General features: G+C 37.7%; 25 protein-coding genes and 1 pseudogene. 8 read left to right on the top strand and 18 right to left on the bottom strand.

Annotation, left to right across the window (positions count from 1 at the left end; genetic code table 11):
* From PR761_RS16125 to cpxR, 15 genes and pseudogenes are all read right to left on the bottom strand, one after another.
* A pseudogene (locus PR761_RS16125) lies at nucleotides 1–150 on the bottom strand (UDP-glucose 6-dehydrogenase); the annotation flags it as partial.
* Nucleotides 151–164: 14 nt separating this feature from the next.
* Nucleotides 165–1,592 (bottom strand): phosphomannomutase, encoded by a 1,428-nt coding sequence (locus PR761_RS16120; RefSeq protein ID WP_230083550.1) that lies wholly within the window; start codon nucleotides 1,590–1,592, stop codon nucleotides 165–167.
* Nucleotides 1,593–1,623: 31 nt separating this feature from the next.
* Complete coding sequence (locus PR761_RS16115) at nucleotides 1,624–3,030, bottom strand: mannose-1-phosphate guanylyltransferase/mannose-6-phosphate isomerase (protein ID WP_154610707.1); 1,407 nt, start codon at nucleotides 3,028–3,030, stop codon at nucleotides 1,624–1,626.
* A 6-nt stretch (nucleotides 3,031–3,036) separates the two neighbouring features.
* Complete coding sequence (locus tag PR761_RS16110; protein ID WP_154610708.1) at nucleotides 3,037–3,513, bottom strand: GDP-mannose mannosyl hydrolase; 477 nt, start codon at nucleotides 3,511–3,513, stop codon at nucleotides 3,037–3,039.
* 12 nt (nucleotides 3,514–3,525) lie between these two features.
* A complete protein-coding gene (gene fcl, locus PR761_RS16105) occupies nucleotides 3,526–4,488 on the bottom strand; it encodes a GDP-L-fucose synthase (RefSeq protein ID WP_272519370.1) in 963 nt (320 codons plus the stop codon).
* Nucleotides 4,489–4,498: 10 nt separating this feature from the next.
* Nucleotides 4,499–5,605, bottom strand: a complete 1,107-nt coding sequence (gene gmd / locus PR761_RS16100) for a GDP-mannose 4,6-dehydratase (RefSeq protein WP_154610709.1) — start codon at nucleotides 5,603–5,605, stop codon at nucleotides 4,499–4,501.
* A 60-nt stretch (nucleotides 5,606–5,665) separates the two neighbouring features.
* Nucleotides 5,666–6,709 (bottom strand): glycosyltransferase, encoded by a 1,044-nt coding sequence (locus PR761_RS16095; RefSeq protein WP_154610710.1) that lies wholly within the window; start codon nucleotides 6,707–6,709, stop codon nucleotides 5,666–5,668.
* A 2-nt stretch (nucleotides 6,710–6,711) separates the two neighbouring features.
* Complete coding sequence (locus PR761_RS16090) at nucleotides 6,712–7,542, bottom strand: DUF6492 family protein (RefSeq protein ID WP_154610711.1); 831 nt, start codon at nucleotides 7,540–7,542, stop codon at nucleotides 6,712–6,714.
* The gene (locus tag PR761_RS16085; RefSeq protein ID WP_154610712.1) at nucleotides 7,539–8,243 is read right to left on the bottom strand and encodes a glycosyltransferase; all 705 of its coding nucleotides are present in this window, start codon (nucleotides 8,241–8,243) and stop codon (nucleotides 7,539–7,541) included. Before PR761_RS16085 ends, PR761_RS16090 begins: the two co-directional genes overlap by 4 nt.
* On the bottom strand, nucleotides 8,240–9,388 hold the full coding sequence (locus PR761_RS16080) for a hypothetical protein (protein WP_154610713.1): 1,149 nt from the start codon (nucleotides 9,386–9,388) through the stop codon (nucleotides 8,240–8,242). The genes PR761_RS16085 and PR761_RS16080 overlap by 4 nt, the downstream gene beginning before the upstream one ends.
* Nucleotides 9,389–9,442: 54 nt before the next feature.
* A complete protein-coding gene (locus PR761_RS16075) occupies nucleotides 9,443–10,705 on the bottom strand; it encodes a glycosyltransferase (RefSeq protein WP_154610714.1) in 1,263 nt (420 codons plus the stop codon).
* Nucleotides 10,702–11,610 carry a glycosyltransferase gene (locus tag PR761_RS16070; protein WP_154610715.1) on the bottom strand — a complete coding sequence of 303 codons (909 nt, stop codon included), beginning with the start codon at nucleotides 11,608–11,610 and terminating at the stop codon, nucleotides 10,702–10,704. The genes PR761_RS16075 and PR761_RS16070 overlap by 4 nt, the downstream gene beginning before the upstream one ends.
* A 13-nt stretch (nucleotides 11,611–11,623) precedes the next feature.
* Complete coding sequence (locus PR761_RS16065) at nucleotides 11,624–12,916, bottom strand: flippase (protein WP_230083551.1); 1,293 nt, start codon at nucleotides 12,914–12,916, stop codon at nucleotides 11,624–11,626.
* An 862-nt stretch (nucleotides 12,917–13,778) separates the two neighbouring features.
* Nucleotides 13,779–15,149 (bottom strand): envelope stress sensor histidine kinase CpxA, encoded by a 1,371-nt coding sequence (gene cpxA / locus PR761_RS16060; RefSeq protein ID WP_006816215.1) that lies wholly within the window; start codon nucleotides 15,147–15,149, stop codon nucleotides 13,779–13,781.
* Entirely contained in the window at nucleotides 15,146–15,844 is a 699-nt protein-coding gene (cpxR, locus tag PR761_RS16055) for an envelope stress response regulator transcription factor CpxR (RefSeq protein WP_006816216.1), read from the bottom strand. Before cpxR ends, cpxA begins: the two co-directional genes overlap by 4 nt.
* Before the next feature lie 151 nt (nucleotides 15,845–15,995).
* On the opposite strand from cpxR, the gene PR761_RS16050 reads away from it, so the two are divergent.
* From PR761_RS16050 to PR761_RS16025, 6 genes are all read left to right on the top strand, one after another.
* On the top strand, nucleotides 15,996–16,562 hold the full coding sequence (locus tag PR761_RS16050) for a Spy/CpxP family protein refolding chaperone (protein WP_006816217.1): 567 nt from the start codon (nucleotides 15,996–15,998) through the stop codon (nucleotides 16,560–16,562).
* A 246-nt stretch (nucleotides 16,563–16,808) separates the two neighbouring features.
* Nucleotides 16,809–17,096 (top strand): addiction module antidote protein, encoded by a 288-nt coding sequence (locus tag PR761_RS16045; protein WP_006816296.1) that lies wholly within the window; start codon nucleotides 16,809–16,811, stop codon nucleotides 17,094–17,096.
* Nucleotides 17,097–17,220: 124 nt separating this feature from the next.
* On the top strand, nucleotides 17,221–17,802 hold the full coding sequence (locus tag PR761_RS16040) for a HutD/Ves family protein (protein WP_154610717.1): 582 nt from the start codon (nucleotides 17,221–17,223) through the stop codon (nucleotides 17,800–17,802).
* 222 nt (nucleotides 17,803–18,024) lie between these two features.
* Nucleotides 18,025–18,780 (top strand): M48 family metallopeptidase, encoded by a 756-nt coding sequence (locus PR761_RS16035; RefSeq protein ID WP_006816294.1) that lies wholly within the window; start codon nucleotides 18,025–18,027, stop codon nucleotides 18,778–18,780.
* Nucleotides 18,781–18,991: 211 nt separating this feature from the next.
* Nucleotides 18,992–19,633 (top strand): lysophospholipid acyltransferase family protein, encoded by a 642-nt coding sequence (locus PR761_RS16030; RefSeq protein ID WP_039855930.1) that lies wholly within the window; start codon nucleotides 18,992–18,994, stop codon nucleotides 19,631–19,633.
* Nucleotides 19,630–20,574 carry a phosphatidate cytidylyltransferase gene (locus PR761_RS16025; protein WP_154610718.1) on the top strand — a complete coding sequence of 315 codons (945 nt, stop codon included), beginning with the start codon at nucleotides 19,630–19,632 and terminating at the stop codon, nucleotides 20,572–20,574. Before PR761_RS16030 ends, PR761_RS16025 begins: the two co-directional genes overlap by 4 nt.
* A 127-nt stretch (nucleotides 20,575–20,701) precedes the next feature.
* On the opposite strand, the gene cspE is transcribed toward PR761_RS16025, so the two are convergent.
* Complete coding sequence (gene cspE / locus PR761_RS16020; protein ID WP_006816290.1) at nucleotides 20,702–20,914, bottom strand: transcription antiterminator/RNA stability regulator CspE; 213 nt, start codon at nucleotides 20,912–20,914, stop codon at nucleotides 20,702–20,704.
* A gap of 767 nt (nucleotides 20,915–21,681) precedes the next feature.
* On the opposite strand from cspE, the gene pfkA reads away from it, so the two are divergent.
* Both pfkA and PR761_RS16010 read left to right on the top strand, forming a co-directional pair.
* Nucleotides 21,682–22,659 (top strand): 6-phosphofructokinase, encoded by a 978-nt coding sequence (gene pfkA / locus PR761_RS16015; RefSeq protein WP_006816288.1) that lies wholly within the window; start codon nucleotides 21,682–21,684, stop codon nucleotides 22,657–22,659.
* Nucleotides 22,660–22,879: 220 nt separating this feature from the next.
* A complete protein-coding gene (locus PR761_RS16010) occupies nucleotides 22,880–23,857 on the top strand; it encodes a sulfate ABC transporter substrate-binding protein (protein WP_377093628.1) in 978 nt (325 codons plus the stop codon).
* 118 nt (nucleotides 23,858–23,975) lie between these two features.
* Here PR761_RS16010 and PR761_RS16005 read toward each other — a convergent pair whose 3' ends face one another.
* Nucleotides 23,976–24,926, bottom strand: coding sequence for an OmpG family monomeric porin (locus tag PR761_RS16005; RefSeq protein WP_115164793.1), 951 nt, complete (start codon nucleotides 24,924–24,926; stop codon nucleotides 23,976–23,978).
* Nucleotides 24,927–25,415: 489 nt separating this feature from the next.
* A complete protein-coding gene (gene tpiA, locus PR761_RS16000) occupies nucleotides 25,416–26,186 on the bottom strand; it encodes a triose-phosphate isomerase (protein WP_039855926.1) in 771 nt (256 codons plus the stop codon).
* Nucleotides 26,187–26,271: the final 85 nt, after the last annotated feature.

Genomic DNA, 26,271 nt, shown 5'->3' with positions numbered 1-26,271 from the left:
AATTTCAGTGTCAATAATCGGTGATTGCTTGTTATTCAGCATGGCCACTTTTTCAGGGATGATATCGACCGCCACCACTTCGTGGTGCTGAGACAGTAACATGGCGTTAGACAGACCGACATAGCCGGTACCTGCGATTGCTATTTTCATGTGGTAACCAATTTTTATAAGTCAGAAAATGTTTGAATTTGGCGTAATGTTTGAATGACGGTAGATTGCGCTATTTCAGCGCTATTTGCTTCAGCATAACATCGTAGTTCAGGAGCATTGCCTGAAGGTCTTAGATGGATGATATTACCATTGGACAATGTCATCCTTAAACCATCAATAATATTGATCTCTAATATGCGAGCATCGCTAAAGCCTAAATCACTCAATAATTTTTCAGGGTTAATCTTGGCTTTTTCAATGATATTTTTGCTTTTTTCTGTCGCAAAATTTTGTATACGATCACTAAAAGTAATACGTTGCGGTAATGCATTAACTAAAGAAGAGATACCCACTTTTTTTGCTGCCGATAATAACATCAGGAATGGTAAGACGGCATCGCGGGTTGGTAGCGCTGCGAGTGGTTTGTTATTAATCAGAATATCTGAGCCAAGTAGAAAACCACCATTGGCTTCGAAGCCTGCTAATTTGGAATAACTTTGAACTAAATTAGCAAACTCTTCGATGACATAAGGCGAACCAATTTTTGTTTGCTTGACGCACTTAAATTGTTCTGTTTCTGAAATAATTGTATTGCAACTTACCGGAATCGCTAGTGCTTCAATACCCATTTCTAATGCACATAGCAAACCTAATATATCACCCCGTAGCCATACACCATTTTCATCAGCAACTAGAGGTCGGTCACCATCTCCATCTGTTGAGAATATTGCATCAAAGCCATATAATTTAGACCACTCTTGTGCTCTGACTTTGTCTTCTTCAGAAACAGCTTCAGTATCAATCGGAACAAATACATCACTTCTTTCCAAAGAAATAACTTCGGCGCCTAGATGTTTAAATAGAATGGGATAAATGTCTCGGCCTGCACTCGAATGCTCATAGATACCAATACGTTTTCCCGCTAATAGCTGTTCATCGAAGATAGAACTATATCGATGAATGTATTGCTCTGCTGCGAGAGGGTTTGCTGGTAATAACGGTGCTAAGATAGGAGAGAGTTCAAATTGTATATTGCTATTCAGAATTTCAAGCTCATCAGCCTTTGTTATCTCACCGTCAGGTCGATAAAACTTTAAACCGTTTCTATCAAAAGGAATGTGGCTACCCGTTACCATAATGCAAGGGATATTATTTTGCATCGCAGTATACGCAAGGGCTGGGGTAGGAATAACGCCATAGTAAAGCGGCTCAAAGCCTTGTTTTCGGATAGCATCAATACAAGCTGTCGCAATAAATTCACTACTGGGACGGTTATCTATCGCGATAGCTACGTGGCGGAAATTAAATTTATTTTTGATGCTTGCTAGGAATGCGTGGGTGAAAGCTGCGCAGGTTTCATGAGTAAACTGAGTCACTAAACCACGGGCACCGCTGGTGCCAAACTGAATGCCTGATTCTTTAATTACATCATAACTATTCATAATTATATCATCGTTAAGAATGTCTAGGTGGTTAGTCATCTAACCCATATTCTTTAATGCGAACAATGTCATCTTCTTCGAGATAATTTCCAGAACGAACTTCAATTAAATGAAGGTCAATTTTTCCAGGATTTTCTATTCGATGAGGTGAACCTATAGGGATATAGGTTGATTCGTTCTCACTTAGAATGTAACTTTTATCACCATTAGTAACCTTAGCAGTACCTTGTACTACTACCCAATGCTCAGCTCGGTGATAATGCATTTGTAGTGCGGTTTTTTCACCTGGTTTAACTTTCAAATGTTTAACGTGAAAGCGTTCCCCCTGTGCAATTTCATCATGAGTTCCCCATGGGCGATATGCTTCACGGTGTTGCTCACATTCACTACGGCCAGCTTGTTTCAGTTGATTAACGATACTTTTGACATCTTGGACATTATCTTTGTTCGCAACAAGAACCGCATCTTTAGTTTCAATAATCACAAGGTTATCAACACCAACAGTAGAGACGAGTTTACTTTGCGAATAGACATAACTATTTCTAGTGTTTTCTGTGAGAACGTCACCAATGATAACGTTAGACTGTTGATCTTTAGGAGAGACTTCCCAAAGTGAACTGAATGAGCCAACATCACTCCACCCTGCATCCATTGGAACAACTAAGACATTATCTGCTTTTTCCATAACGGCATAGTCAATGGAGTCTTCTGGGCATGCTTCAAAAATTTCGGCATTGATACGTGTAAAGTCTAAGTCACTAAGCGAATTTTGAAGTGCTAGCTCACAGCTGGATAGGATTTCAGGGGCGTGTTTCTTTAACTCGTTAACATAGCAAGATGCTTTAAATAAAAACATTCCGCTATTCCAAAGATACTCATTGCTAGCAATATATTGTTCAGCAGTATTTAAATCAGGCTTTTCAACGAAACGTTCAACTTGGAAAGCGGATTCATTGACTAAATTACCTTTTTTAATATAGCCATAACCTGTTTCTGGAGCAGTCGGAACAATTCCAAAGGTAATTAAAGCGCCTTGTTCTGCGGGTGCGATTGCCTTTTCAATGCTCTTTGTGAAGGATGCATGGTCTTGAATAACATGATCTGCGGCTAAAACAAGCAGTAGAGGATCATCACCATTTTGCATGGATTTAATTGCCGCTAATGCAATTGCAGGCCCTGTGTTACGGCCAACTGGCTCTAAAATAATACCACTGTGTTTAAAATTCTCTTGTCTCAATTGTTCTGCAACAATAAACCGGTGTTCTTCATTACAAATAAGTAACGGTGGCTGATGCTCTATGTTTTTTAGGCGAGCAATAGTCTCTTGTAGCATCGTTTTTTTGCTCGTGAGGCTAATAAATTGTTTTGGATATAAGCTACGAGAAAGCGGCCATAAACGACTACCAGAGCCTCCGGCCATAATAACAGGCAATAACATTATAATTTACCGTGAATTGAAGTGATGATTAAGAAAGTAAGCCTTTGTATTATCATGAACTTCACTTGAAGTAAGCAGCTCATTGATATCCCACCACTTATAATTATTATGTTGTTCTAGTGGTAACGTATCGAGGTCAATATCTTGTTTAATTAAATAACCCAGTACGACATAGTGAGTTGAAAAGCTGTCTTCAGAGAAATTATCAGAATATAAATGCTGATAATGCCCAATGAAGATAGATTCGTTTATATTGTAAGAAGAACCAAGTTCGGCATGAGTTAGGCGGTGGAATGCATCATCAAACGTTTCATCTTTGCAAATACGTCCTCCAGGAACAAACCAATAACCTTGAGCAGGGCGGTTATTACGTAATCCTAGTAATGCTTGATTGTTTGAATTGCAAACAATCAAGTCAATGGAAATGAGGGGCGTAGATGCAACGACAGTTTTAAACGTATTTAATTCTAATCGTTGCGTCATATTAACAACCTATTATTTGCGGAAGTTATTTTGATTCTGCAAAAACCATTGGTAAGTTTTATCAAGACCATTTTCTAATTCAATAGAGTAGTTCCAGCCTAGATTTTTTAAGCGTGAAACATCCATGAGCTTACGTGGAGTTCCATCAGGCTTGCTGCTATCAAAGACCACCTTTCCAGCAAAACCAACAACTTTTGCCATAGTTTCTGCCATTTCACGAATAGTACAGTCAACGCCTGTACCTACGTTGATATGAGAGAGCATTGGCAGGGTATTGTCTTGATAAGTCTTTTTATCAAGTTCCATAACATAAACAGATGCCGCGGCCATATCATCAACGTGAAGGAATTCACGCATTGGTGTGCCTGTACCCCAAACAATAACTTGCTCATCATTATTGAGTTTTGCCTCGTGGAAACGGCGCATTAATGCTGGAATAACGTGAGAGTTCTCTGGATGAAAATTATCATTTTCACCGTATAAATTTGTTGGCATAACACTGCGATAATCACGATTATATTGGCGATTATAGGATTCACACAGTTTTATACCGGCAATTTTTGCAATAGCATAAGGCTCGTTAGTCGTTTCCAAAATGCCAGTTAGAAGGGCATCTTCTGACATTGGTTGGGATGCAAGCTTAGGGTAAATGCATGAAGATCCTAAAAATAATAAATGTTGGACATTATTTTTATGGGCAGCATTTATGATATTGCATTCCATAATGAGATTTTGATAAATAAAGTCTGCGGGATAAGTATTATTAGCGTGAATACCACCTACTTTTGCAGCAGCTAAATAAACTTCATCAATTTCATTGTGAGCAAAAAAATTATCAACATCAGCCTGATTTGTCAGATCTAACTCATTACGTGATTTAGTAATTAATTCAATATCACTACGATTGGCCAGCTGTCTAACTATTGCTGAGCCAACCATGCCATTATGACCAGCAACAAAAACTCTTTTTTTCACGTAATAATCCTTAGTTTTCTAAAGAAATAGAGACATCAAAACCATTTGCCTTTAGTAAGGCATGTTGTTTTGCTTTCTGTATATCTGAAGCAACCATTTCAGCACACATTTCTTCAACAGTGATCTCTGGTACCCATCCTAGTTTTTCTTTCGCTTTTGATGGATCGCCTAATAATGTTTCAACTTCAGCAGGTCTAAAGAATTTAGGGCTAACACGAACAATGATATCGCCGACATTAATATGTGGAGCCATTGACTTATCAACATTAGTGACAGTAGCTATTTCATCAATACCTTCGCCCGTGAACGAAAGTTCAATACCCGCTTCTTTTGCCGACATTCTAACAAATTCACGTACAGAAATTTGTTTACCCGTCGCGATAACAAAATCATCCGCTTGTTCTTGCTGTAACATCATCCACTGCATGCGAACGTAATCTTTTGCATGACCCCAATCACGGAGTGCATCCATATTACCTAGATATAAGCATGACTCTAACCCTTGAGAAATATTCGCAATAGTACGAGTAATTTTGCGTGTTACAAAGGTTTCACCGCGGCGTGGTGATTCATGGTTAAAGAGTGTGCCATTGCATGCATACATGCCATATGATTCACGGTAGTTCACTGTGATCCAGTAAGCGTACATTTTTGCTACCGCATAAGGGGAGCGAGGGTGAAATGGTGTCGTTTCACGCTGTGGAATTTCTTGCACTTCACCGTACAGTTCAGAAGTTGAAGCCTGATAAAAACGAGTTTTTTTCTCTAACCCATTTATACGGATAGCTTCAAGTAAACGTAATGTGCCAATTGCATCTACATCTGCAGTATATTCGGGGGATTCGAAAGAGACTGCAACATGGGACATAGCGCCGAGGTTATAAATTTCGTCAGGTTCAATTTCTTTGACTAGGCGAATTAAGTTTGAAGTGTCAGTTAAATCACCATAGTGCAATTTAATGCTGTCGCTATTATTAACAACAGAGTCAATACGTTCAGTATTAAATAGGGAAGTTCTACGGATAAGCCCATGAACTTGATATCCTTTAGCTAAAAGAAATTCAGCTAAATAAGAACCATCTTGACCAGTAATACCAGTGATTAATGCTTTTTTCATATGTTATACCAAAATCGTTTATATGGATGGGGCTACTGTACTTGTAAAGTATTGTGTAAATTATAGGGAAATATACTTATCCCTGAATGTTGACCAGTTATTACGCTTTGAATATTCTAAGGATGCAACACAGGATGCATCATATTCAGCATCTGTAATGTTATTAATTATATTATTTAAGTCATTAGCATCATTTATCGTGTAAACAAAACTATTTTTTGAGAACTCATTAAAAATTGCCAAGTTACTTGTTATAACTGGTTTTCCATAAGATGTTGCATCTTTTGCCGGGCCAGCACCACCAGTATAATTTTTTGCATATGGAACAAGAAAAAAGTGGCAGTTTTGAACTAGGTTATGTAATTCAGGCTCAGTCAAAAATTTATTAACTATTTTAACATTTTTAGGGGGAATGTAAGAGTCAAATCTATCGTCCATTACCTTACCTGCGAAGACAATCTCTATAGATTCATCTAAGTTAGCTTTTCGTATTGACTCGATAAATTCATATAGGCCTTTATCTGCTCTAATTGCTCCAAATACAAGTAAATTTTTAGGGGATATATTGAATGATTTTACTAGTGAGTTGGGGGATGAAGCAGGCTGAGGCGCTGGATATTCAATTACATTGATATTTAGATTTTCAGTCTTCAAAAAATCAATTAATTGAGTCTGATGAGCATGAGTATGGACTACAAACTTGCAATTAAATTTCTTATTTATAGTAGCTAATGCGGATTTAAGAGCAAAGCGCTGAAATTGCGCTACTCTATTTTTGAAACTAGATTTGTAATCATTTATCTCAATGGCATGTATTGTTATAATATATTGAATTTCTTTTTTAAATATAAATCTATTAAATAATAGTATTGATATTGGCTCGAAATCCAAAATAAAAATTTTATTAATTTTTTTTCTGTACTTTATTAATTTAAAAAAATTTATTGTAAAGTAATAGAATCGGAAGTAACAATAAGAAATGAATCCAGAGTATTGTTTATTTTCCTTTGGTTTTATTAAAACATCATTACTGCTCAATAAGGAATCAGCGTATTGTTTAAAGTGCCCTGTCCAGTAATAGTATGGCTGAAATATAATGTTCATATTTATCTATTCCAGATAGATAGAAAATGTATCAAGCTTGCTCTGACTTTTTTTAAAAAACCAACGTCAAATTTCTCAAAAGCAACGTAATCATAATATTTAGATAATTTTAATATGTCTTTATCTTTTGGATTAAACCCAATAAGAGCAGCACCATAGCGGAACCAATTTCTCTTTAAAATAACATGAGGTTTATTTAACGCTAAAATATAGTTGAAATAAGTTTCATATTCACTAAATTGGCTTTGTGTTTTTCCGCATAAATTATCGATAATAGTATTTTGAAAAGAGCTAATACCACCTAATTTACTAATAATTTCTTGCATTATCTCTTTATTAATAATCATATGCTGAGCTATAAAAGAATGATTAGATAGATATGGTAGTGAGAAAAGTCTATTGAATGTACTTTTATATTCTGGATGTAAAGACTCTTTACCTTGGGTATAGATTGGAATGCCTTCCTTGAAAAAATCTATACTTTTAGTTAGTACGGTATCTGCATCCCAAATTAAGTAGTATTGACTTTCACAATAATAGGAGTAAGCCATTTTTAAAAACTGTTGGTAATACCAAAAATACCTTTTGGGAAAACCAGCAATGCTGTATCTTGATTGTTGCTCATTATTAAATGGTTTTAATATGGTTTTTTCGTCTATTATTTTTATTTCTTGCCGCTCACCTATTATTTTTTTTGCTTTTTCAATATCATTCGTAATTATGCTGACTTTTGATGGGTTTGAATTCTTTAGTAAGTTATTACAGACAATATTTAATTTATATAAATCATCACCTGCAACAACTAAAACAACCTCAAACTGTTCTTCCATCATAATAAACCTCTTATTTTATGATATATATAGCGAAAAATATTGGAGCCAATTGAGATATTTCTATCTCTAAAGTCAATTTTTATTGCCTCTAAATAAAACGTTACGCGGTTTTTTATATTCATAGATACACCACCATCCTCATACTTTGCTATAGTAAAAGGTAATTTTTTTATTTTTATTTTCCTTTTTATTAAGCGTGAGAAAAAATCATAATCCATTCGTATTTTGAATTTTGTGGAATACATGAATTCATTACAATATTTGTTTTTAACAAAAGCACCTTGATGAGGAATGCTATCTGGGTATGTATATTGTGACTTTCGGCCAACAAATTGATGGGTTTCACTATTGATAACATCTCCATAATACAACTCACACTCATCTTTATCTATGTAAGATAGTACCTTACTAATAGTGTTATTTTCGAATAATTCATCCCCTGCGTTTAGCATGAGAATATATTTTCCTGAAGCTAGTTTTATTCCTTTATTAAAAGCATCACTTATTCCATGATCAGGCTCCGATATATAATTTATACCATGATTTAATATAACAGTTAGGGAGTCATCGGTGGAGGCACCATCAATAATAATGTATTCTACATCATTATTTTGAATGCATGTCTGTTGCTGAACGCTTTGTATCGTTTTTTGTAATCCTACAGAATTATTGTAATTGATAGTAATGATTGTAATCTTCATTTTAAACTTTCATCTTTTACTTTTATAAACATAAGAGTTGACAGAAAAAATATAATTAATATTCTATATTCTCCTTCGACTATGACATCTTGCTGCATGATAATAAATGTTATAAGGAAAATATAAAGACCAAAGAAAGTAAAAGCATTTTTTCTGTAATATAAATATCTAGTTAAAGATATAATAGTGAACATTGCTAAGAGAAATGTTGGAATCCAGCCTGCAACTCTTGCAGTATCAAGAAAAATATTATGAAACCATAAAGTTTTCTCTATGGAAGAGTCGACTATAAATCCTCCAAAAGGGTAATTAGGTAACTCACTAAGTCCATAATAATAATGCTTAAATCTATTACTTTCCAATCCTTCACTTAGTCTTGATAGTGTAAACTCTATATGCTTATGTATATTATCAGGAAGTATATATGTACTAATAAAACCAAGGGGTATTATCAATAATATAAAGTAAAATATATTTTTAATTTTAAAGTTATGAATAAATAACATGATTAATGCTATTAGTGATATGAGAAAGAAAGTCCTACCTGAAAGATAAAAACCACATAAGAGCATCAATAAAGTTAATAAAATAGATGCCAGTTTCACAAGCATTTTAAAATTGAAAACATAAAATAGTGACAGCGAAAGAGATAGTGCTAAATTATTGCTGATTGATGGTGAATTCATTTTATTCCCTGTAAAGGGGTTTAATAAATTGCCATAGCCATAATTTTCACCTTGCATATAATTATATGCAACTATAAATAGAGATTGCGCTGCTAATCCAATAATATACATACTAATTAAGTTTCTTTTCTCGATATTTGTTTTTGACTGCAAAATTAAACCTAGGTATAGAGTGCTTATTAGGATAACAGTCATTGCATTAAATGGACTTGGGGTATAAAATCGGTCAGCACCAATAAAAAAGGTTAGTAAAATATAGAAGAAAAATATAATTGAACTTACTATGAATTGAGTTTTTATTTTAGAGTTTTTGAGTTTTAAAGCTTCTAATAATGAGCATGTGATAATTAAAATTGCAAATATTAATAAGTAATTAAATCCTGCAATAAAAAAAAGAAAGTAATAAAGGACTGAGTGGATTTTATTCGGGTTTATGCTGAGGTTTTGTGTTTTTTCCATATATCACTTTTATTTTCTTTATTGTTTCAATGTTCTCGATTTTTCTAAGGATAATTATTTTTTGTATGTATCCAAAGCCTTCTTATATACATCAATGTATTTTTCTATAACTACATCACTTGCCCATAATTTTTCAGCTTTCTTCCTTACATTATCCCTTATATCAGATTGGTACAGTTTGTTTGCTAGAATCCAAATAATACCATTTGCTAGATCGTCAATACAAAATGGCTTGGCTAAATATCCCGTTTTTTTATGTTCAATAATATCGACTAAGCCTGTTGTTGCAAAACTTACGACCGGTGTGCCACATGCATGGGCTTCTGTTGCAGTTTGGGGAAGGTTATCTATACGTGATGGGACTACCATAACATTTGCCGAATTATAAAGTAGTGATAGTGTTGTATCATCATAAATATGGCCTAACCATTTTGTTTTAAATGGAATCTTTTGTGGATGTTGAGGCTCGCTTTGGCCAAAAATAATGCATAATATATCATCATTATATATTCTATTTGTTGCTTTGCTTAATGCAGATATAAGTAAATCATGTCCCTTGTTTACATCATTACTACCACCGATTGCACCGAATAAAATAATGAACTTATCTTTAGGCAAATTCAATGCATCACGACAAAAATCTTGGTTAAGAGGTTTATAAACGCGAGTATCTAGTACGTTTGGTATAATATAAGTTGGATTTTTCTTAAAAAGAATACTGTCTTTGATACATTCGGACATCCATTGGCTAGGAGCTACAACATGTATCAGCTGATTATTCCATGCATTTTTTTTGCGTAACCAAGTTAATCTATCTAAATCGATTCCATGATCATTGCTTGCTCTATTTCTAGGAGTGTATCCAATTTTCCATCTTGCCTCTTGCCCATAATCAGCAATGTGCTCAGACCCACAAAAAGGCCACATATCATGCATGGTCCAAACTATTGGTTTATTTATTTTTCCTAAATCTTTTATAGATAAAGTTTCATTACCAACCCAGTGAATATTAACTATATCGGCATCACTAGCATTAATTTTTTTAGCCCAAAAAGAGGGCAACCAATTGCCTGAGTGTAAACTAATATTTTTTGATTTTTGTAATTTATTAATACTTGAACCTATTGTGGAACGAAATATATCTACTAATTTTTCTACTCGAGATGTTGAGCTTAAAATCGTCCAATCATCTGTTTTTTTTATTCGCACCATCATTTCGGAGTTTAGTCCAGAGGCTAGTAATGCTCTATGTAGCCTATAGGAAGCTCTTGCTGCTCCACCTAATATATCTGAATGAGAAATATGGAGGATTTTCATGATAGTACTCGTTTTATTTTACTCAGAATTCGACGTATAAAACTTGGTTTACTAGTTTTATAGAAAAATTTAATTAAAGATACAATATTCATATTTTCTTCAATAACGTTAGGCCAGAGACTTACTGTTTTTTGGTTAATTTTATGTCTGTATATATCGATGTTACCGCAATTTTCACCACTACCGTCATTTCCAATATTGGCTACAAAGCTTGTAGTTGGATTTAGACATAACCCTTTATGAGAGAAGATAGTAGCATACCAAAATATGGCCCAAGTATTTAATTTCCCACTAATATTTTCTTCGACTTGAGACCAAAAATTGTGATAACCATCAAGATTAAATTTTTGTATAGTTTCCTGATCCCACGAGGTAACGAGTTTTTGTGGGGACTTCTCAAAGTGTTGCCAGCGATCTTTCCATGTAGCCCAACCCCAGCAATTCATTGTACGCCAGAAAAAGGTTTCAGGAAGTTCTTCAGTATTTTTAAGTGGGTAATTCCAACCACTTATATGCCACACCTTTTCATTGCTTTGATATTTATTTAATGCTGAATTCATGAAATTTAAAAAAAATGGTGATGTAACTATATCATCTTCCAATACAATCACTTTTCCATATTCTTCACAGACTTTTGTTACACCATCAATAATATTTGCGGATAAACCAAGATTTTCAGTTCGTTCTATTAAATTAATACTTTTAAATCCTGACGTTTTTTTAATTATGTCTCTGACAGACTCTACTTTTTCTGTATCGCTATGTTGCTTTGGTCCGTCAGAATAAACGATTAAATCAGTATCTTTTGATTCTGGATTTTGTAATAGAGCATCTATTGTTCGTTGTGTATGAATAGGGCGTCCATAAACAAATAATACAACGGGAGCCAAGTTAGGTTGATTCATGATTGATTTCTGATTATTTAATTAAAAGTAGGCTCTTACACTGTAAATATAAGATTTTTTTACTTAGTATTATATTAGAAAGCATGGCTGAAACAGCTTGTGCTAATACTGCACTGATAGCAGCACCAATTATTCCATAGTATGGAATAAGAATTATATTAGCTGTAACGCATACAACTGCCCCCATAAGTGTTTTATAAAGGCTTAATTTTGATTTTCTTTCATTAACTATCCACAAGCTTTGTGCTACACCCATATTTATAAATAAATTTGTGAATACAATTATTGATAATACAGATGCACCTGCAATATAGGTTTCACCAAATAATATATTTACAATAAAGTAAGATAAAATGGATATTGGAATGCAAATTAGCCAACCAAGTATTGCAAAAATACGGAAAATATAACCTAATGTTTTATAAAATTGGTCATCTCCTTGGGCTTTGCTTTGAGCTACTATTGGGGCAAGGCTAACAGATAATGTCATAGGAAGAAATTGCCATAATGTTGCCAATGGAAGAGCAGCGGCATAAATTCCTAGCTCAGCATCACCTAAGTAATTTTTGATCATTAATTGATCTACTCTCATATATAGAACTATAGATAATCCACTGACCATAAATGGCCAGGATTCATGTAATAAGATAATGGCTCTTTGTTTAGTTCTATTCCATAAATGTGTACAAGGGTATTTTTTATATGCATAGAAAAGACCACATGCAATGGCAGATGTTTCAAGCGTAATAACTGCGGCAAAAGCCAATAATGGTGCTTTAGTCAAAATTAGGATAACTTTAATACCGTTTGCTATAATGTAAGCAGAAAGTTTTACAGCTACTGTGCGTTTATTTTGACTCTGGCTTTGAAACCATAAATCAACGGTATCAGCAGATTGAAAAACTAATGTTGCTCCTGCAAGGGCGGTAATATAGAAGCTCTGACTACTCCAGCCATTTAATAATCCCATGCCAATGAGTGCGATTATCCAGCATATCAAACCTGTTGAAGCTCGTAATATGAATGCGGTGCCTAAAATTTCATTTGCAATATTTTTATTCTTAGCAATATCTCTAACTATTAAGCTATCCATACCTAGAGTTGATATGGATTGAAAGAAAGCTAAATATGCTAAAGCATAGGCTAGTTCACCATATTGAGATGGCCCTAAATAACGAGCTACCCAAACGCTGACTAATAAGCCTAAACCCATTCGAATAAATTTATCAAATAAAAGCCAGCCACTATTACTAATAATTTTATATATTCTGGGGTTGTTTTTTAATTTACTTAAAATATTTTGCAAAATAATATTTATACTTTTATTGAGTGGCTGAGAATTTATCAGTTATTTATTATTCTGAATAACCCCATAGCTACCGCACTGGGTTTTCGGGTCCCAGAGCTCCATTGAATTTTCAATTCTAATGTTTATTCATTGAATTCCTTGCAAATTTCATCATCAAGGTCAATGAATAAACACTGCTTCTGACCATCATCTCAGCGGGTTTTCCCACAATTGACACAATCAATCAAAAGCCCTTAATAATAACACTAAAGACTGAGGGTGACTATCATATGAGTCGCCCTAAATCATATTGATACCATCAGATTGAGTAGGCGGACAAATTGCAGCCTATAACGTTATATAACGCAATAAAACACTGCTAGCTGTTAAGGATTTCACATAAAGCGGTTTTTTTGCGTAAACTCCGCGGCTAAATAGTGCATCAATCAACCATGAATATGAATCAGCAACGCCTAGTGACACTATACGAATACTGATGTTTGTCCTCACAATCATGCCTATGTTATTAAAATATCAGAAAAACAAATTATCCGCGTGAATTTGGGGGTTAATAACGCAATCGAATTTGGTAGAGTCTTATGAGAATTATCTTACTGATAAAATTATAACTATTTTAGATAGCAATTTCGTCAAGGAAAATACCTTATGGTAATTGGCAAAAATGATTTAAATATGAATATCAAAATTCGATAAATAATTAGCATTCAATAACAGAACCTATGGATCTATTTACAGCTATTTTATTTACGCAGATATTGGCGAGGAAAATTTGCAATAAACAATAAAAAAGCCTCCAGTCGAAATGATATCAACTGAAGGCTTCTACTCTATATGTTCTTATACATCTAGAGACGAGATTCTAGCGCCCGTGCTCTGGCAGCCAAATCTGTAATCTCAATCCACCGAGCGGGCTATCATCCGCTTTTACCCAGCCTTTATGCTGCGAAATTGCGGTTTCGACAATCGCTAAGCCCAATCCCGTGCCTCCTGATGCCCGGTCACGCGCCTCATCAGTACGGTAGAACGGACGGAAAATGTGCTCACGGTCAGCAGGGCTAACACCCGGGCCATCATCATCGACGGTAATCAGCACACCATTATTTTCTTCTTTGAAATTAACGGCAATATGGGTATTGGAATAACGTAGCGCATTACGCACGATATTCTCAAAGGCACTCCCCACTGCGGAAGGATTACAATACAACGACCAAGGGCCTGGCGGCGAAATTACATCTAAGGTTTTATTCATCTGCTCAGCTTCAAAGCTGGCATCATCCAGAATATCTCCCCAAAGCTCATCGGCGGTGATATTTTCTCGCAGGATCTCATTTTTGTGCTGACTGCGTGACAGTACCAGCAAGTCATTGATCATACTGTCTAATCGATGAGTCTCTGTTTCGATACGTTCCAACTCTTTACTTTCGCCATGACGACGGCGCAATAGTGCAGTCGCTAATTGTAGGCGAGTCAGTGGTGTACGCAGTTCATGAGAAATATCAGAAATTAACCGTTGTTGAGCAGTCACCATACCATCTAACGCACTGATCATATGGTTGAAACTGTTACCCGCCGAGAGGAATTCTTGAGGTCCAGATTCTAACTCAGGATGAGGGCGTAAATTACCTTTGGCCACATCGTCTGCCGCCATTTTTAGCTTACGGGCTGGACGAGCCAAACTCCATGAAAGCCATAAAAGTAGAGGCGCACTGATCAACATTGTGGCAATTAATAGCAAGAATGGTCGGTCAAACAGTAAGTTAATAAAGTCTGACTGTGGGCTACTTGACGGACGAACTAAATACAGTTGGTAGTGATCCTCGCCATCTCGAATCGAGAAAGGACCTAGAATTTCAGCTCGACCGTACTTTTTCTTTTTTGGGTGATCGGCATTATCGGATTGACCAATAAAGTTGCGGATCACCTGCATTTCACTCGGCATAGCGCCAATGACGCGACCTTCACTAGTCACGATAATCAGCCGTTGACCGGGAGGCGCCCACTTTTTGATGGCGTTAGAAATCCGCCGCCACCAAAGCAGGTCGTTCATCGGTGCTTGCGCGAGTTCAGCTTCAATATGTTGCTCAAGCATTTCTCCTTGGCGTTGCTCACTTTCCATTAGGACGGTGAGCTGCCTTGAGTCTAGCTTGGGCACCATCAGCACTAGCATTAAAACCAGTGCGAGGGTGAACCAGAAAATCGCAAATATTCTAGCGGTTAAGCTGTTGATCATGTTGCCGAAACCATTAAGTAACCACGACCACGTAAGGTTTTAAACCACGGCTGCCCATCGGTACGTTCAGGAAGTTTGCGACGTAAATTTGAAATGTGCATATCAATCGCACGGTCAAATGGCGTGAGGCGCTTACCTAGGACTTCTTGGCTTAAATGTTCTCTGGAAACCACTTGCCCCAAATGCTGCGCTAATAAATAGAGCAGTGTGAACTCGGTTCCGGTCAAATCCAGAATTTCATTATCGAAACTGGCTTCTTGACGACCTGGATTGAGCTGTAATTTATCCACTTGCAATGTTGGGGTATTACTATTGTCACCTTGAGTTTGCTCGCTCCAGTTTGAGCGGCGTAATAAGGCTCGAATACGCGCAACCAGTTCTCTATCATTAAATGGTTTTGGCAGATAGTCATCAGCGCCTAGTTCTAAGCCGAGGACTTTATCCAATTCACTTCCCCGAGCCGTCAACATAATGACGGGGGTTTGATGTAATTGGCGTAACTCTTTTAATGTCTCAATCCCATTTTTCTTTGGCATCATGACATCAAGGAGTAATAGGTCAATGGATGAGTCGATTTGCTGCAATGCCTGTTCACCATCATAGGCAATGACAACATTGAAACCTTCCATTTCCAGCAGTTCTTTTAAGAGCGACGTGAGTTCACGGTCGTCATCAACCAATAGGATTTTATGCATTAATTAAGTCCTCCAACTGCCAAAATACGATAAGAATCTTTACTATTCCATGACTTTACGTTCTTTTACATGCTCTGACGCTAGTTTGCAGCCGACCGCGTATATTTATCCGTATTGAATCACGAGCACAGTTCGGAGACAAGGTATCTAAATGCAAAGAATAGTACATAGAACAATAAATAGTTCAGTACATAAAACAGCAGCATTTGTTTTAGCTTCTGCATTTATTTTTGCACCTGTCACTGCACTTGGTGAGTCATCAGAAAATAGTACGAATAATGATGAAATGCCAATTCTTGTGTTACAGATGCAGTCAGAACAATCAGAGCCAACAACTCGCATTTCTATTCAAGTTCAAAACCATGAATTGTTTAGTCATGAGGAGCGAGCAAGTACTTTTTTGTTCAATGGTATCACGTTGAATGAAGAACAACGCCAAAGATTACGCGATTTGATGGCTACCCAGCGACATCGACATGTCGAAGATGCTGAGTCAGTCCAGCAACATAATGAATTACACAAACTTATTATATCGGATAGCTTCGATGAAAAAGCTGTTCGAAAACAACTTGAAAAGCAATTGCAAAAAGAACTGGATGAACGTGTAGATATGGCACGTATTCATTATGAGTTATACCAGTTACTGACGCCAGAGCAGAAGGCGCAACTTGAGCAAATTCATCAGCATAAGATGGCTGAATTTCAAGTTAAGCAATAGATATCCTAGTAGTGAAGATTGTTGAGTTTTAAAGCCTGTAGTTGAGTTCTTAAGTAAGTAGTGAAGTAGCAATAACTGAAGTTTTTTCCTTGCCATAGACACCATCCCTGTCTTTTATAGCCCCTTTTAGGGGCTTTTTTTTGTTTTGATGACCCGTCCTAAATAAGGTTGACAATTTGTTAACTATAGTTATCAATTGTCTATCGACCGAGCTAAGCAAATTTTTTGTGAAATTGAAGGTGACCTATGAGTATAAAAATAAAAGAATATGACATCGCTGAGCATCTGGCGAGCGAAGAAGAAATCCAATTATATTTGAATGAAATACTTGAAGAAGGCGATCCCGCATTAATACTGTCAGCGTTAGGTGATATTGCTAGAGCGAGAAATATGACTCAGCTGGCTAAAGATGTTGGGATGAGTCGAGAAGGCTTATATAAAGCGTTGTCTGGTCAGGGAAATCCAACGTTTACAACGATTATGAAAATCGTCCATTCTCTTGGATTCAAATTACAGTTTAAAAGGGCGCTGTAATTATCCGCTTTCAATCGCTAATTTTTATTTGGACCAGATGTTGTCTATACATTTATTTCCCGCGTAGTATTCTCTTAAATTCCCACACACTGACTTTTCTCTCTACATAAAGGAAGCATTGCTCATGATCCAAGTGTTAACCAACCAAGATTATAAAAAAATGCCGTGGAAAAATGGGCTGGGATTTACTCTCGAAGTGGCGCGAAGCCATGGTGAAGGGTTGGAAAACTTTGACTGGCGAGTGTCTATTGCGGATGTGAAATCTGCGGGCAGCTTTTCCTATTTTCCGAACAAACGCCGCATTATTGGTGTATTGGAGGGGACTGGATTAACTCTACAGATCGACAAAAATCCACAGATTCGTTTATTACAAAAACAATTTCATGCTTTTGACGGTGAAAGTGAGGTGTATGCGGAATTACTTGAAGAGGCAATCCGTGATTTTAACCTGATTTACAACCCCGAAAAATATTTAGCCCGCTTACAATGGATTGATACCTCATCAACAACTTCATGGGTCAGTCATGCTAGCCAAGTGATTGTCTTTAATTTACAGGGGCAATTAAATCTCCAAGTGGAAGAACAGCCGTATCAACTTAATGATTTTGAAACGTTATTGGTGAAAAAAGACACTATACCATGGGGTTATATTGCTGCTCCCGAAAATCATGGAGATTTTTGTGTGATTGAATTATTTGAAAGATAACGCTACGAAAAATACAAAGTGAATTTTGTGTATTGTCGACATATCAAAATACGTCTGGTTGTTTAGTGGATAATTCTGATAATTTTACTCTTTGGATGGAATTGTTATCAAATTCATAAAATAGATATTTATGGCTTTATTCTTATTGTTATTTTCAACAGAATCCCTAGCCTGAGACTATTGTCTCTTTATATGTGTATTTCCTCCAAGGATTAGAAAAATATGAAAATGAAGGCGCTTGTTGCAGTTGCAGTTTCTGCGGTCATCTTAACGGGCTGTAAAAACATGGACACGGGGATGCTGACCAATTCAGGTATGCAGTTATTCCAAGCGGCATCTCTATCGGATGCCGATGTTAAAAAATTCAGCGATGAAGCTTGTAAAGAAATGGACGCACAGAACAAAATTGCGCCTGCATCAAGCAAATACGCTCAACGTTTAAGCAAAATATCAAAAGCACTGGGAAGCGAAGTTGATGGTAACCCAGTGAATTACAAAGTTTATCTGACTGAAGATGTGAACGCATGGGCAATGGCGAATGGCTGTGTTCGTGTTTACAGCGGTCTGATGGATGTCATGAACGACAACGAAGTTGAAGGCGTTCTGGGTCACGAAATGGGCCACGTTGCATTGGGTCACACTCGCAAAGCTATGCAAGTCGCTTACGCAACGGTTGCCGCTCGAACTGCGGTAGCAGCATCTGGTAATAGCGCGGTGCAGCAATTAAGCTCCTCGCAAGTGGCCGCTTTAGGTGAAAAACTGGTTAACTCCCAATTCTCTCAACACCAAGAAAGCCAAGCGGATGATTTTTCTTATGATCTGCTGAAAAAACGTGGTGTTAGCACTGCGGGCTTAGTGACTGGTTTTGAAAAACTGTCCAAAATGGGTAGCCAAGAAACTAGCATGTTCGATTCTCACCCACCGTCAGCTGAACGTGCAGAACATATCCGTGAACGTATTGCGGCAGATAAAAAATAATTTTTTATCTTAAAAAGAATGATGGGGAAGTGTTTGCTTCCCCATTTTTTTACCTATTTTCTGGCGATTTTCTGAAACGATTAATTAAAAACTAAAATCAGAACTTATCCGGTTGTACTCTTCTCGATAGCTACTTATCTTATTCAGCAAATACCTTTTAGAATTTTTATCATTGCTTTATTTATTATCGATAAGATAGCAAGGAAAAAAGATGGAAAAAACACAGCGAGTTTCTCTACTAGCGAAAGGAATGGGAATGCTGTTGTCTGGAACCTGCCGTTTATTAACTGGGGTTCGAACCCGTTGGGTTGGTTGCCAAGCATCCACTACGTCACGCATTTATTACGCCAATCATTCAAGCCACCTCGATGGATTGGTTATTTGGTCGGGTCTTCCCCCTTTAATGCGCCACTTTGTTCATCCAGTTGCCGCCAAAGATTATTGGGATAAAACGCCGTTTCGTCGTTACCTCGTCAATAAGGTATTTCGGGCGGTATTAATCGACAGAAAGGGTGATAAGCCGGCAAAAGAGTCAGTATTAGAGCCATTAGAATTGGTATTAGAAAAAGGGCATTCGCTGATTTTATTTCCGGAAGGAACTCGAGGAGATGGCGATGAACTCGGAGACTTTAAAAGTGGCATCTACCATTTAGCTAAAAAATATCCGAATGTGGAAGTGGTGCCGGTGTATTTAGAGAATTTAAATCGCGTGTTACCCAAAGGCACTAAATTAGTGGTACCCGTGATTTGTTCGGCAACGGTAGGGAAACCATTAATGCCTTTGGCAGAAGATGAAAGTAAATCTGATTTTTTACAACGCGCAAAAGCCGCCCTTGAGGAGATGATGCCATGAGTATTTGGGACGGTGAATTAGCCCTCTTATTATCTGGAGTATTTGGTATTTTGATTGTCGCCAGTGTCATCGGAGGCATCTTAGCGTATCGCTATTCTGGAGAAAAAAGTAACCCGACGATTGATAATCTGAACGCCCGTATTCGCGCCTGGTGGGTGATGTGCATTATCTGCGTATTGGCGGTGGTGATCGGTAATATCGGGGTAGTGATTTTGTTTGCACTGATCTCATTTTTCGCTTTACGGGAGTTTATCACTTTAACACCCACTCGCCGCAGTGACCATGAAGCGCTATTTTGGTGTTTCTTTGTGTTTATCCCGCTGCAATATGTGCTGGTTGGGGTTGAGTGGTATGGGCTATTTTCGATTTTTGTTCCCGTTTTTGTGTTCTTATTTTTACCAACTCGTATTGCCTTGGCGGGGGATACGGTTCATTTTCTTGAACGTACCGCCAAAATTCAGTGGGGAATGTTGGTCACCGTTTTCTGCTTAAGCCATGTTCCGGCGCTATTAATGCTGAACATTGAAGGCTACCAAGGGGAAAACGTTAAGTTATTACTGTTCCTGATTGTGATCACCCAGATTTCGGATGTGCTGCAATATGTGTTTGACAAACTGTTGGGTAAACGTCCAATTGTGCCGAAGCTTAGCCCGAATAAAACCGTAGAAGGTTTTGTGGGAGGGATTTTAACCTCAGTACTGATTGGGATTTGCTTATATTGGGTGACGCCATTTAGTTGGTGGGCGGCTGGGCTGATGTCTTTGGCGATTACGTTGATGGGCTTTGTGGGCGGGCTGTGTATGTCGGCGATTAAGCGCGATAGTGGGATTAAAGATTTCGGTGCCATTATTGAAGGACATGGGGGTATGTTAGATAGAATTGATTCCCTGTGTTTTGCAGCACCAATTTTCTTCCATTTAACCCGTTATTTTTATACCTAATCCGGTGTTACAAATAGTTCAGAATAAAAAAGCACCTTTCGGTGCTTTTTTATTCTGTTCATCTCAGTGTCTGACTACTCTGGCTATTGCCGTCTTCGTTATCGCAGGTCTGAGATATTCAGAGAAATTAGATTGCAACTACGTTCGCAGCTGCTGGGCCTTTAGCGCCGTTCTCAATAGTGAACTCAACTTTTTGGCCTTCATCAAGAGTACGGAAGTTGTCGCTCTGGATTGCAGAGAAATGGACGAATACGTCTTTGCTGCCATCTGTAGGAGAGATAAAACCGAAACCTTTATCAGAGTTAAACCATTTTACTAAACCAGTCATTTTGTTAGACATAGATATTACCTTCTAAATTTATTTTTTTTAAGCCACAATATGTGGCGAACAGTATCTGTTCAAGAGCGGGACTTACTTAGGCACTAGGAGGAGGCTCATGAAGAAGAGTAATCAGAAGATAACACTGCGTAACTGAGGCTGCTTTACTAAAACTGCTTTCATAAGGTCTGTCTTGCAAACCGATGACGCTATTAACTCATGCCATCGAAATTTACGCAACTATTATTTTAGCCATCTGGCGTTCTAGTGCATGGATATCATTCAATTTTCTCTGTGGAATACGCAGCTCAGTGAATGGGTGTGTTGGGTATTTTTCTCTTTATAATCATGCGAGTATGCTAATTTACCTTAAGGTTTATCCTTATTCTAAATAAGGGCATAAAATAACAAAAAAAATTTATAAAATAGGCAAATTATTTCATAACGCGCTTTCTTTTCAGTACGGATACAGTATTGAATAGATTATGGTGCTATCATCGAGACTTAATTTTTGCTCCGAAGTAAGCAGGTTGTTTGGGTCGATTCATCAAAATTTAACCGTCATATTTTTTCAATCTGTGGCGGCATGAGCTAAAATTATGTAATCGAGATCACAAGAAAACATAAAAGTTGATGAGAAAACGAATGCATAATCCCTGCTCTGTCGTATTATTTGGTTAGGTGAATCAATTCAGCAATAAGCTTCGAGGGTGATTTGAGCTTAGAAAGTGTATTGAAATCGGTTTTCTCATAGATTTGCAATTTATGTTCATTAATCAGAGGTCATCATGGTCAAGCAGATTAAAAGAATTGGGGTTTTAACGAGTGGTGGAGATGCACCCGGTATGAACGCTGCGATCCGCGGCGTAGTGCGTGCAGCTCTAGCTGAAGGCTTAGAAGTCATGGGTATTTTTGACGGATATCTAGGTCTGTATGAAAACCGCATGAAGCAATTAGACCGATATAGCGTATCGGATATGATTAACCGTGGCGGCACATTCTTAGGTTCTGCACGTTTTCCTCAATTCCGTGATGAGAAAGTCCGTGCTGTCGCGGTCGAAAATCTGAAGAAAAACCATATTGATGCTTTAGTCGTGATCGGCGGTGACGGTTCTTATTTAGGCGCTAAGTGCCTGACTGAATTAGGCTTCCCATGTATCGGTCTACCAGGCACAATCGATAACGATGTGGCGGGTACCGACTACACGATTGGTTACTTTACGGCATTAGAAACCGTCGTTGAGGCCATTGACCGCCTGCGCGATACCTCCACTTCCCATAAGCGAATTTCCATTGTTGAAGTCATGGGGCGCTATTGCGGTGACTTAACTCTGTCTGCGGCAATTGCGGGCGGCTGTGAATTTATTGTTCTGCCAGAACAAGAAACACCGTTTAATCGTGAAGAACTACTGGCTGAAATTAAGCGCGGTATCGAAAAAGGTAAGCGCCATGCGATTGTAGCGATTACTGAGCATGTTTGCGATGTGGATGAATTGGCTAAGTATATTGAAGCAGAAACTCACCATGAAACCCGTGCCACAGTTTTAGGACATATTCAACGTGGCGGTTCGCCAGTGGCTTATGACCGTATTTTGGCTTCTCGTATGGGTGCTTATTCTATCCAACTGCTGCTGGAAGGTTATGGTGGACGTTGTGTTGGTATCCAAAATGAAAAATTAGTGCACCACGATATCGTTGATGCGGTCATGAACATGAAACGTGTCTTTAAGAAAGATTGGTTGGAAACAGCGAAAAAACTGTACTAATTGACTCTCTGTTATTGCAAATCTCACTGGTATGGTAGGCTGCGCGCCTATCATATCAGCGATGATTCTCTTTCGTATTATTCAGTATATTCCTCTTCCGTATAAGTTTTGCCTTTTCGGTATTTCCCGTCATGAATGCTATCTGTCAGCCTGATCCGGTGATCAATCAACGGAGAAATAGGCGATGATAAGTTTTTGGCAAGTATCAAAATACCAACTTATGGGGCTCTCTTTATTACTACTCACCGCAGGGGCAGGGGCGAAAGATATCCAAATTTTGAATGTCTCCTATGACCCGACGCGAGAATTTTATCGGCAATATAATCAAGAGTTCAGCAATTACTGGAAAGCCAAAACTGGGGATACGGTGACAGTTCGCCAGTCCCATGGAGGCTCAGGTAAGCAGGCGACTTCGGTGATCAATGGGTTAGAAGCTGACGTTGTGACGCTAGCGCTGGCTTATGATGTTGATGCTATTGCCCAAAGCGGCAAAATCAATTCGGGATGGCTCACTAAACTGCCGGACAACTCCGCGCCTTACACGTCGACGATTGTTTTTTTAGTACGTAAAGATAACCCCAAAAATATTCGTGATTGGGATGATTTAATTCGCAAAGATGTTTCGGTAGTTACGCCAAATCCAAAAACATCGGGAGGAGCACGTTGGAATTATTTAGCCGCTTGGGGTTATGGGTTAGATAAAAACCAGCAAGATCCAGAAAAGGCGAAGCAATTTGTTAAGCAGCTTTATCAGAATGTGGAAGTGCTTGATTCGGGAGCGCGGGGAGCGACAAACAGTTTTGTCGAGCGGGGTATCGGTGATGTGCTGATCGCGTGGGAAAATGAAGCATTATTAGCGATTAATGAGCTAGGAGAGAATGGTCAGTTTGAAATTATTACGCCGAGTATTTCAATTCTAGCAGAGCCCACAGTGGCAGTCGTTGATAAAACTGTCGATAAACGGGATCATCGCGAAGTCGCACAAGCGTATTTAGAATTTTTATATTCCCCTACGGGGCAAGAAATCGCGGCTAAAAATTATTATCGCCCGCGTGATCCCCAAGTCGCTAAACAATATGAGAAGCAATTCCCTCAGCTGACATTATTAACCGTGGATAAAGATTTTGGTGGATGGACAAATGCCCAAGCAACCCATTTTGCAAATGGTGGGGTCTTTGATGAAATTATCCGTCGTTAGAAAACACGATCAAAAAATCTATTTATAAAAATCCTTACCGCCCGCGAATGTGGCGGGACGGTGAGGATGATTAGTTTATGGCACTCATTGAATGGGAATATGTTTTTTTAACAGAAAATTACCAACTGTATTTTACGCCTAACTGGCCGAGATACATTGTTTGGTTGTTGCTTGCTCCCGAGGTTTTCTCCCCCCCTTTGGGATATTTCCATTTGGTTGGTTCGTAAGCGATGCCTCCCCACAGGGTGAGTTTGGGTGTGATTTTGTAATCCACTTTAGTTCCAATCCGATAACCATTGCGTAATTGTTGGATGGATTTTCCGTGCTGATTATATTCGCTATCGGTGAGTAGATAGCGGAAATAAGGGGAAATACTCCAATCTTGGTTAATTGTCACGGGCAAGCCAATACGGATTTGACGTTGCATTGTTTGGGTTTCAAATTCGTGATTCCACGATTTGTCATTGTAATAACTGAGTTTTGCTTTGATATCGTCAGTAATTTTATAACTTACACCGACTTCAGATTCGAATTCGTAAGTATTGTCGTCATAAAAATTACTGTAGTAATAAAACGCTCCCCAAAAATTAAAATCCCATTTGTCATCTAAGTGGATTGTTCCCGATGGCATAACCCAATATAAGCTGTTAGCTGAGCGGGCAGGCGTTTCGGGGGTACCATCGTTCGATTCTTTACGGTAGCTGAGATTAATATCGAGGTTGGATATTTTATCTTTGATCATCTGCCGCGTGACGCCGATTTGGGTACGGTTACGAATATAGGAGTCACGGGAGTAGGAGAAGTTTTTCCCGTGATTTCTCAGGGATTCTCGGTGTTCTAAATCAAACTGCCATTTTGATGCTGGGTTAGTGAGTGACAATTTGCCGATCATGCTGGCTTTGTCATAAACCTTATTATTGAACTTATCTTTCTGACCTTGATACTCTTCTAATTCCACATAGACATCAGTTTCAACTTGCCAGTGGTCATCTTTGACTTGAGAATAACTGATAATAGGGAATAGTATTGTAGTACTAAGAATTAAACCGTTTATAGATCTCATGTTCATCCTTTATAGAATGATTTAATAATCTAAATCACATAATTTATAAAAATAATATTCAAAGACAAATAATTAACTTTCTTCACATATAAGGACGTGCTGTAAGGTGATAAGCTGAAATAGTGATAATTTCAACTCAAGGAATCTAATGTGAATGGCGAGGCTTTGTCCACTGTTGTTTTTTGTCAAATACACTATATTTATTAGTTGGTTATGTAATTTTATCGGTGCTGGGTTATTGTTTTTATTCGTATTTTTTTATTTATTAGAACACTTTTGTAGATTGTCTGATATTTACTTTTAATTATTATTTCGGTATTTCATTAAATAAGATTTCTCCATTTATATTTTCAATTAATAGTTATTTTTATTATTTTATATAGTGTTTTATTCAGCATCTTTTTATTATTATTTAATAAATCGTTTATTTTAAAATGATAATAAAAAAGCCGTCTAGATAGACGGCTAAGATAAATAATTAAATAGAAAACTTAATTATTTTGCTTTTTTCGCTTCAGCTGCGGCTTTAACGATTACGGCAAATGCATCCGCTTTTAATGATGCGCCGCCCACTAATGCGCCATCGATATCTGGCTGAGTGAACAGTTCTGCTGCGTTGCTATCATTAACTGAGCCGCCGTATTGGATAATGACTTGTTCAGCAATGGCGGCATCTTTCTTCGCAATATGGCCACGGATAAATTTATGAACCGCTTGTGCTTGCGCTGGAGTTGCAGATTTACCTGTACCGATAGCCCAAATTGGTTCGTAAGCGATGACGGCACCTTGGAATGCTTCTGCGCCTAATGTATTCAGCACTGCGTCGATTTGACGTGCGCAAACTTCTTCTGTTTTACCCGCTTCGTTTTCTGCATCACTTTCACCGATACACAGAACTGGGATCAGACCTTGTTCTTTCAGTACAGCGAATTTCTTAGCGATAAACTCATCGCTTTCTTTGTGGTAAGTACGGCGCTCAGAGTGACCGATGATGATGTATTTAGCACCAATATCTTTCAGCATTGCCGCTGAAGTTTCACCTGTAAATGCACCAGACAGATTGACGTCAACATTTTGTGCGCCTAATGCAATACGGCTACCAGAAACCGCGTGTTTAGCTTGATTCAGGTAGATAGTAGGTGGTGCAATCGCTACATCACAGCCATCAACGCTGCTCAGTTCATGACGTAGAGCGGCGATCAGGTCATTGACCATTTGGGTGCTGCCGTTCAGTTTCCAGTTACCCATTACCAATGGATGTCGCATGTTATTTCCTCCAACCAAAAAGTTTGCATTATTAACCAATTTATTTTCACCGCATGATCAAGATGTTATATGCAGTGAGACGTTT

Source organism: Providencia sp. PROV210, from assembly GCF_028479445.1.
Taxonomy (GTDB): domain Bacteria; phylum Pseudomonadota; class Gammaproteobacteria; order Enterobacterales; family Enterobacteriaceae; genus Providencia; species Providencia rustigianii.
This window is presented reverse-complemented; position numbering and strand designations above follow the sequence as displayed.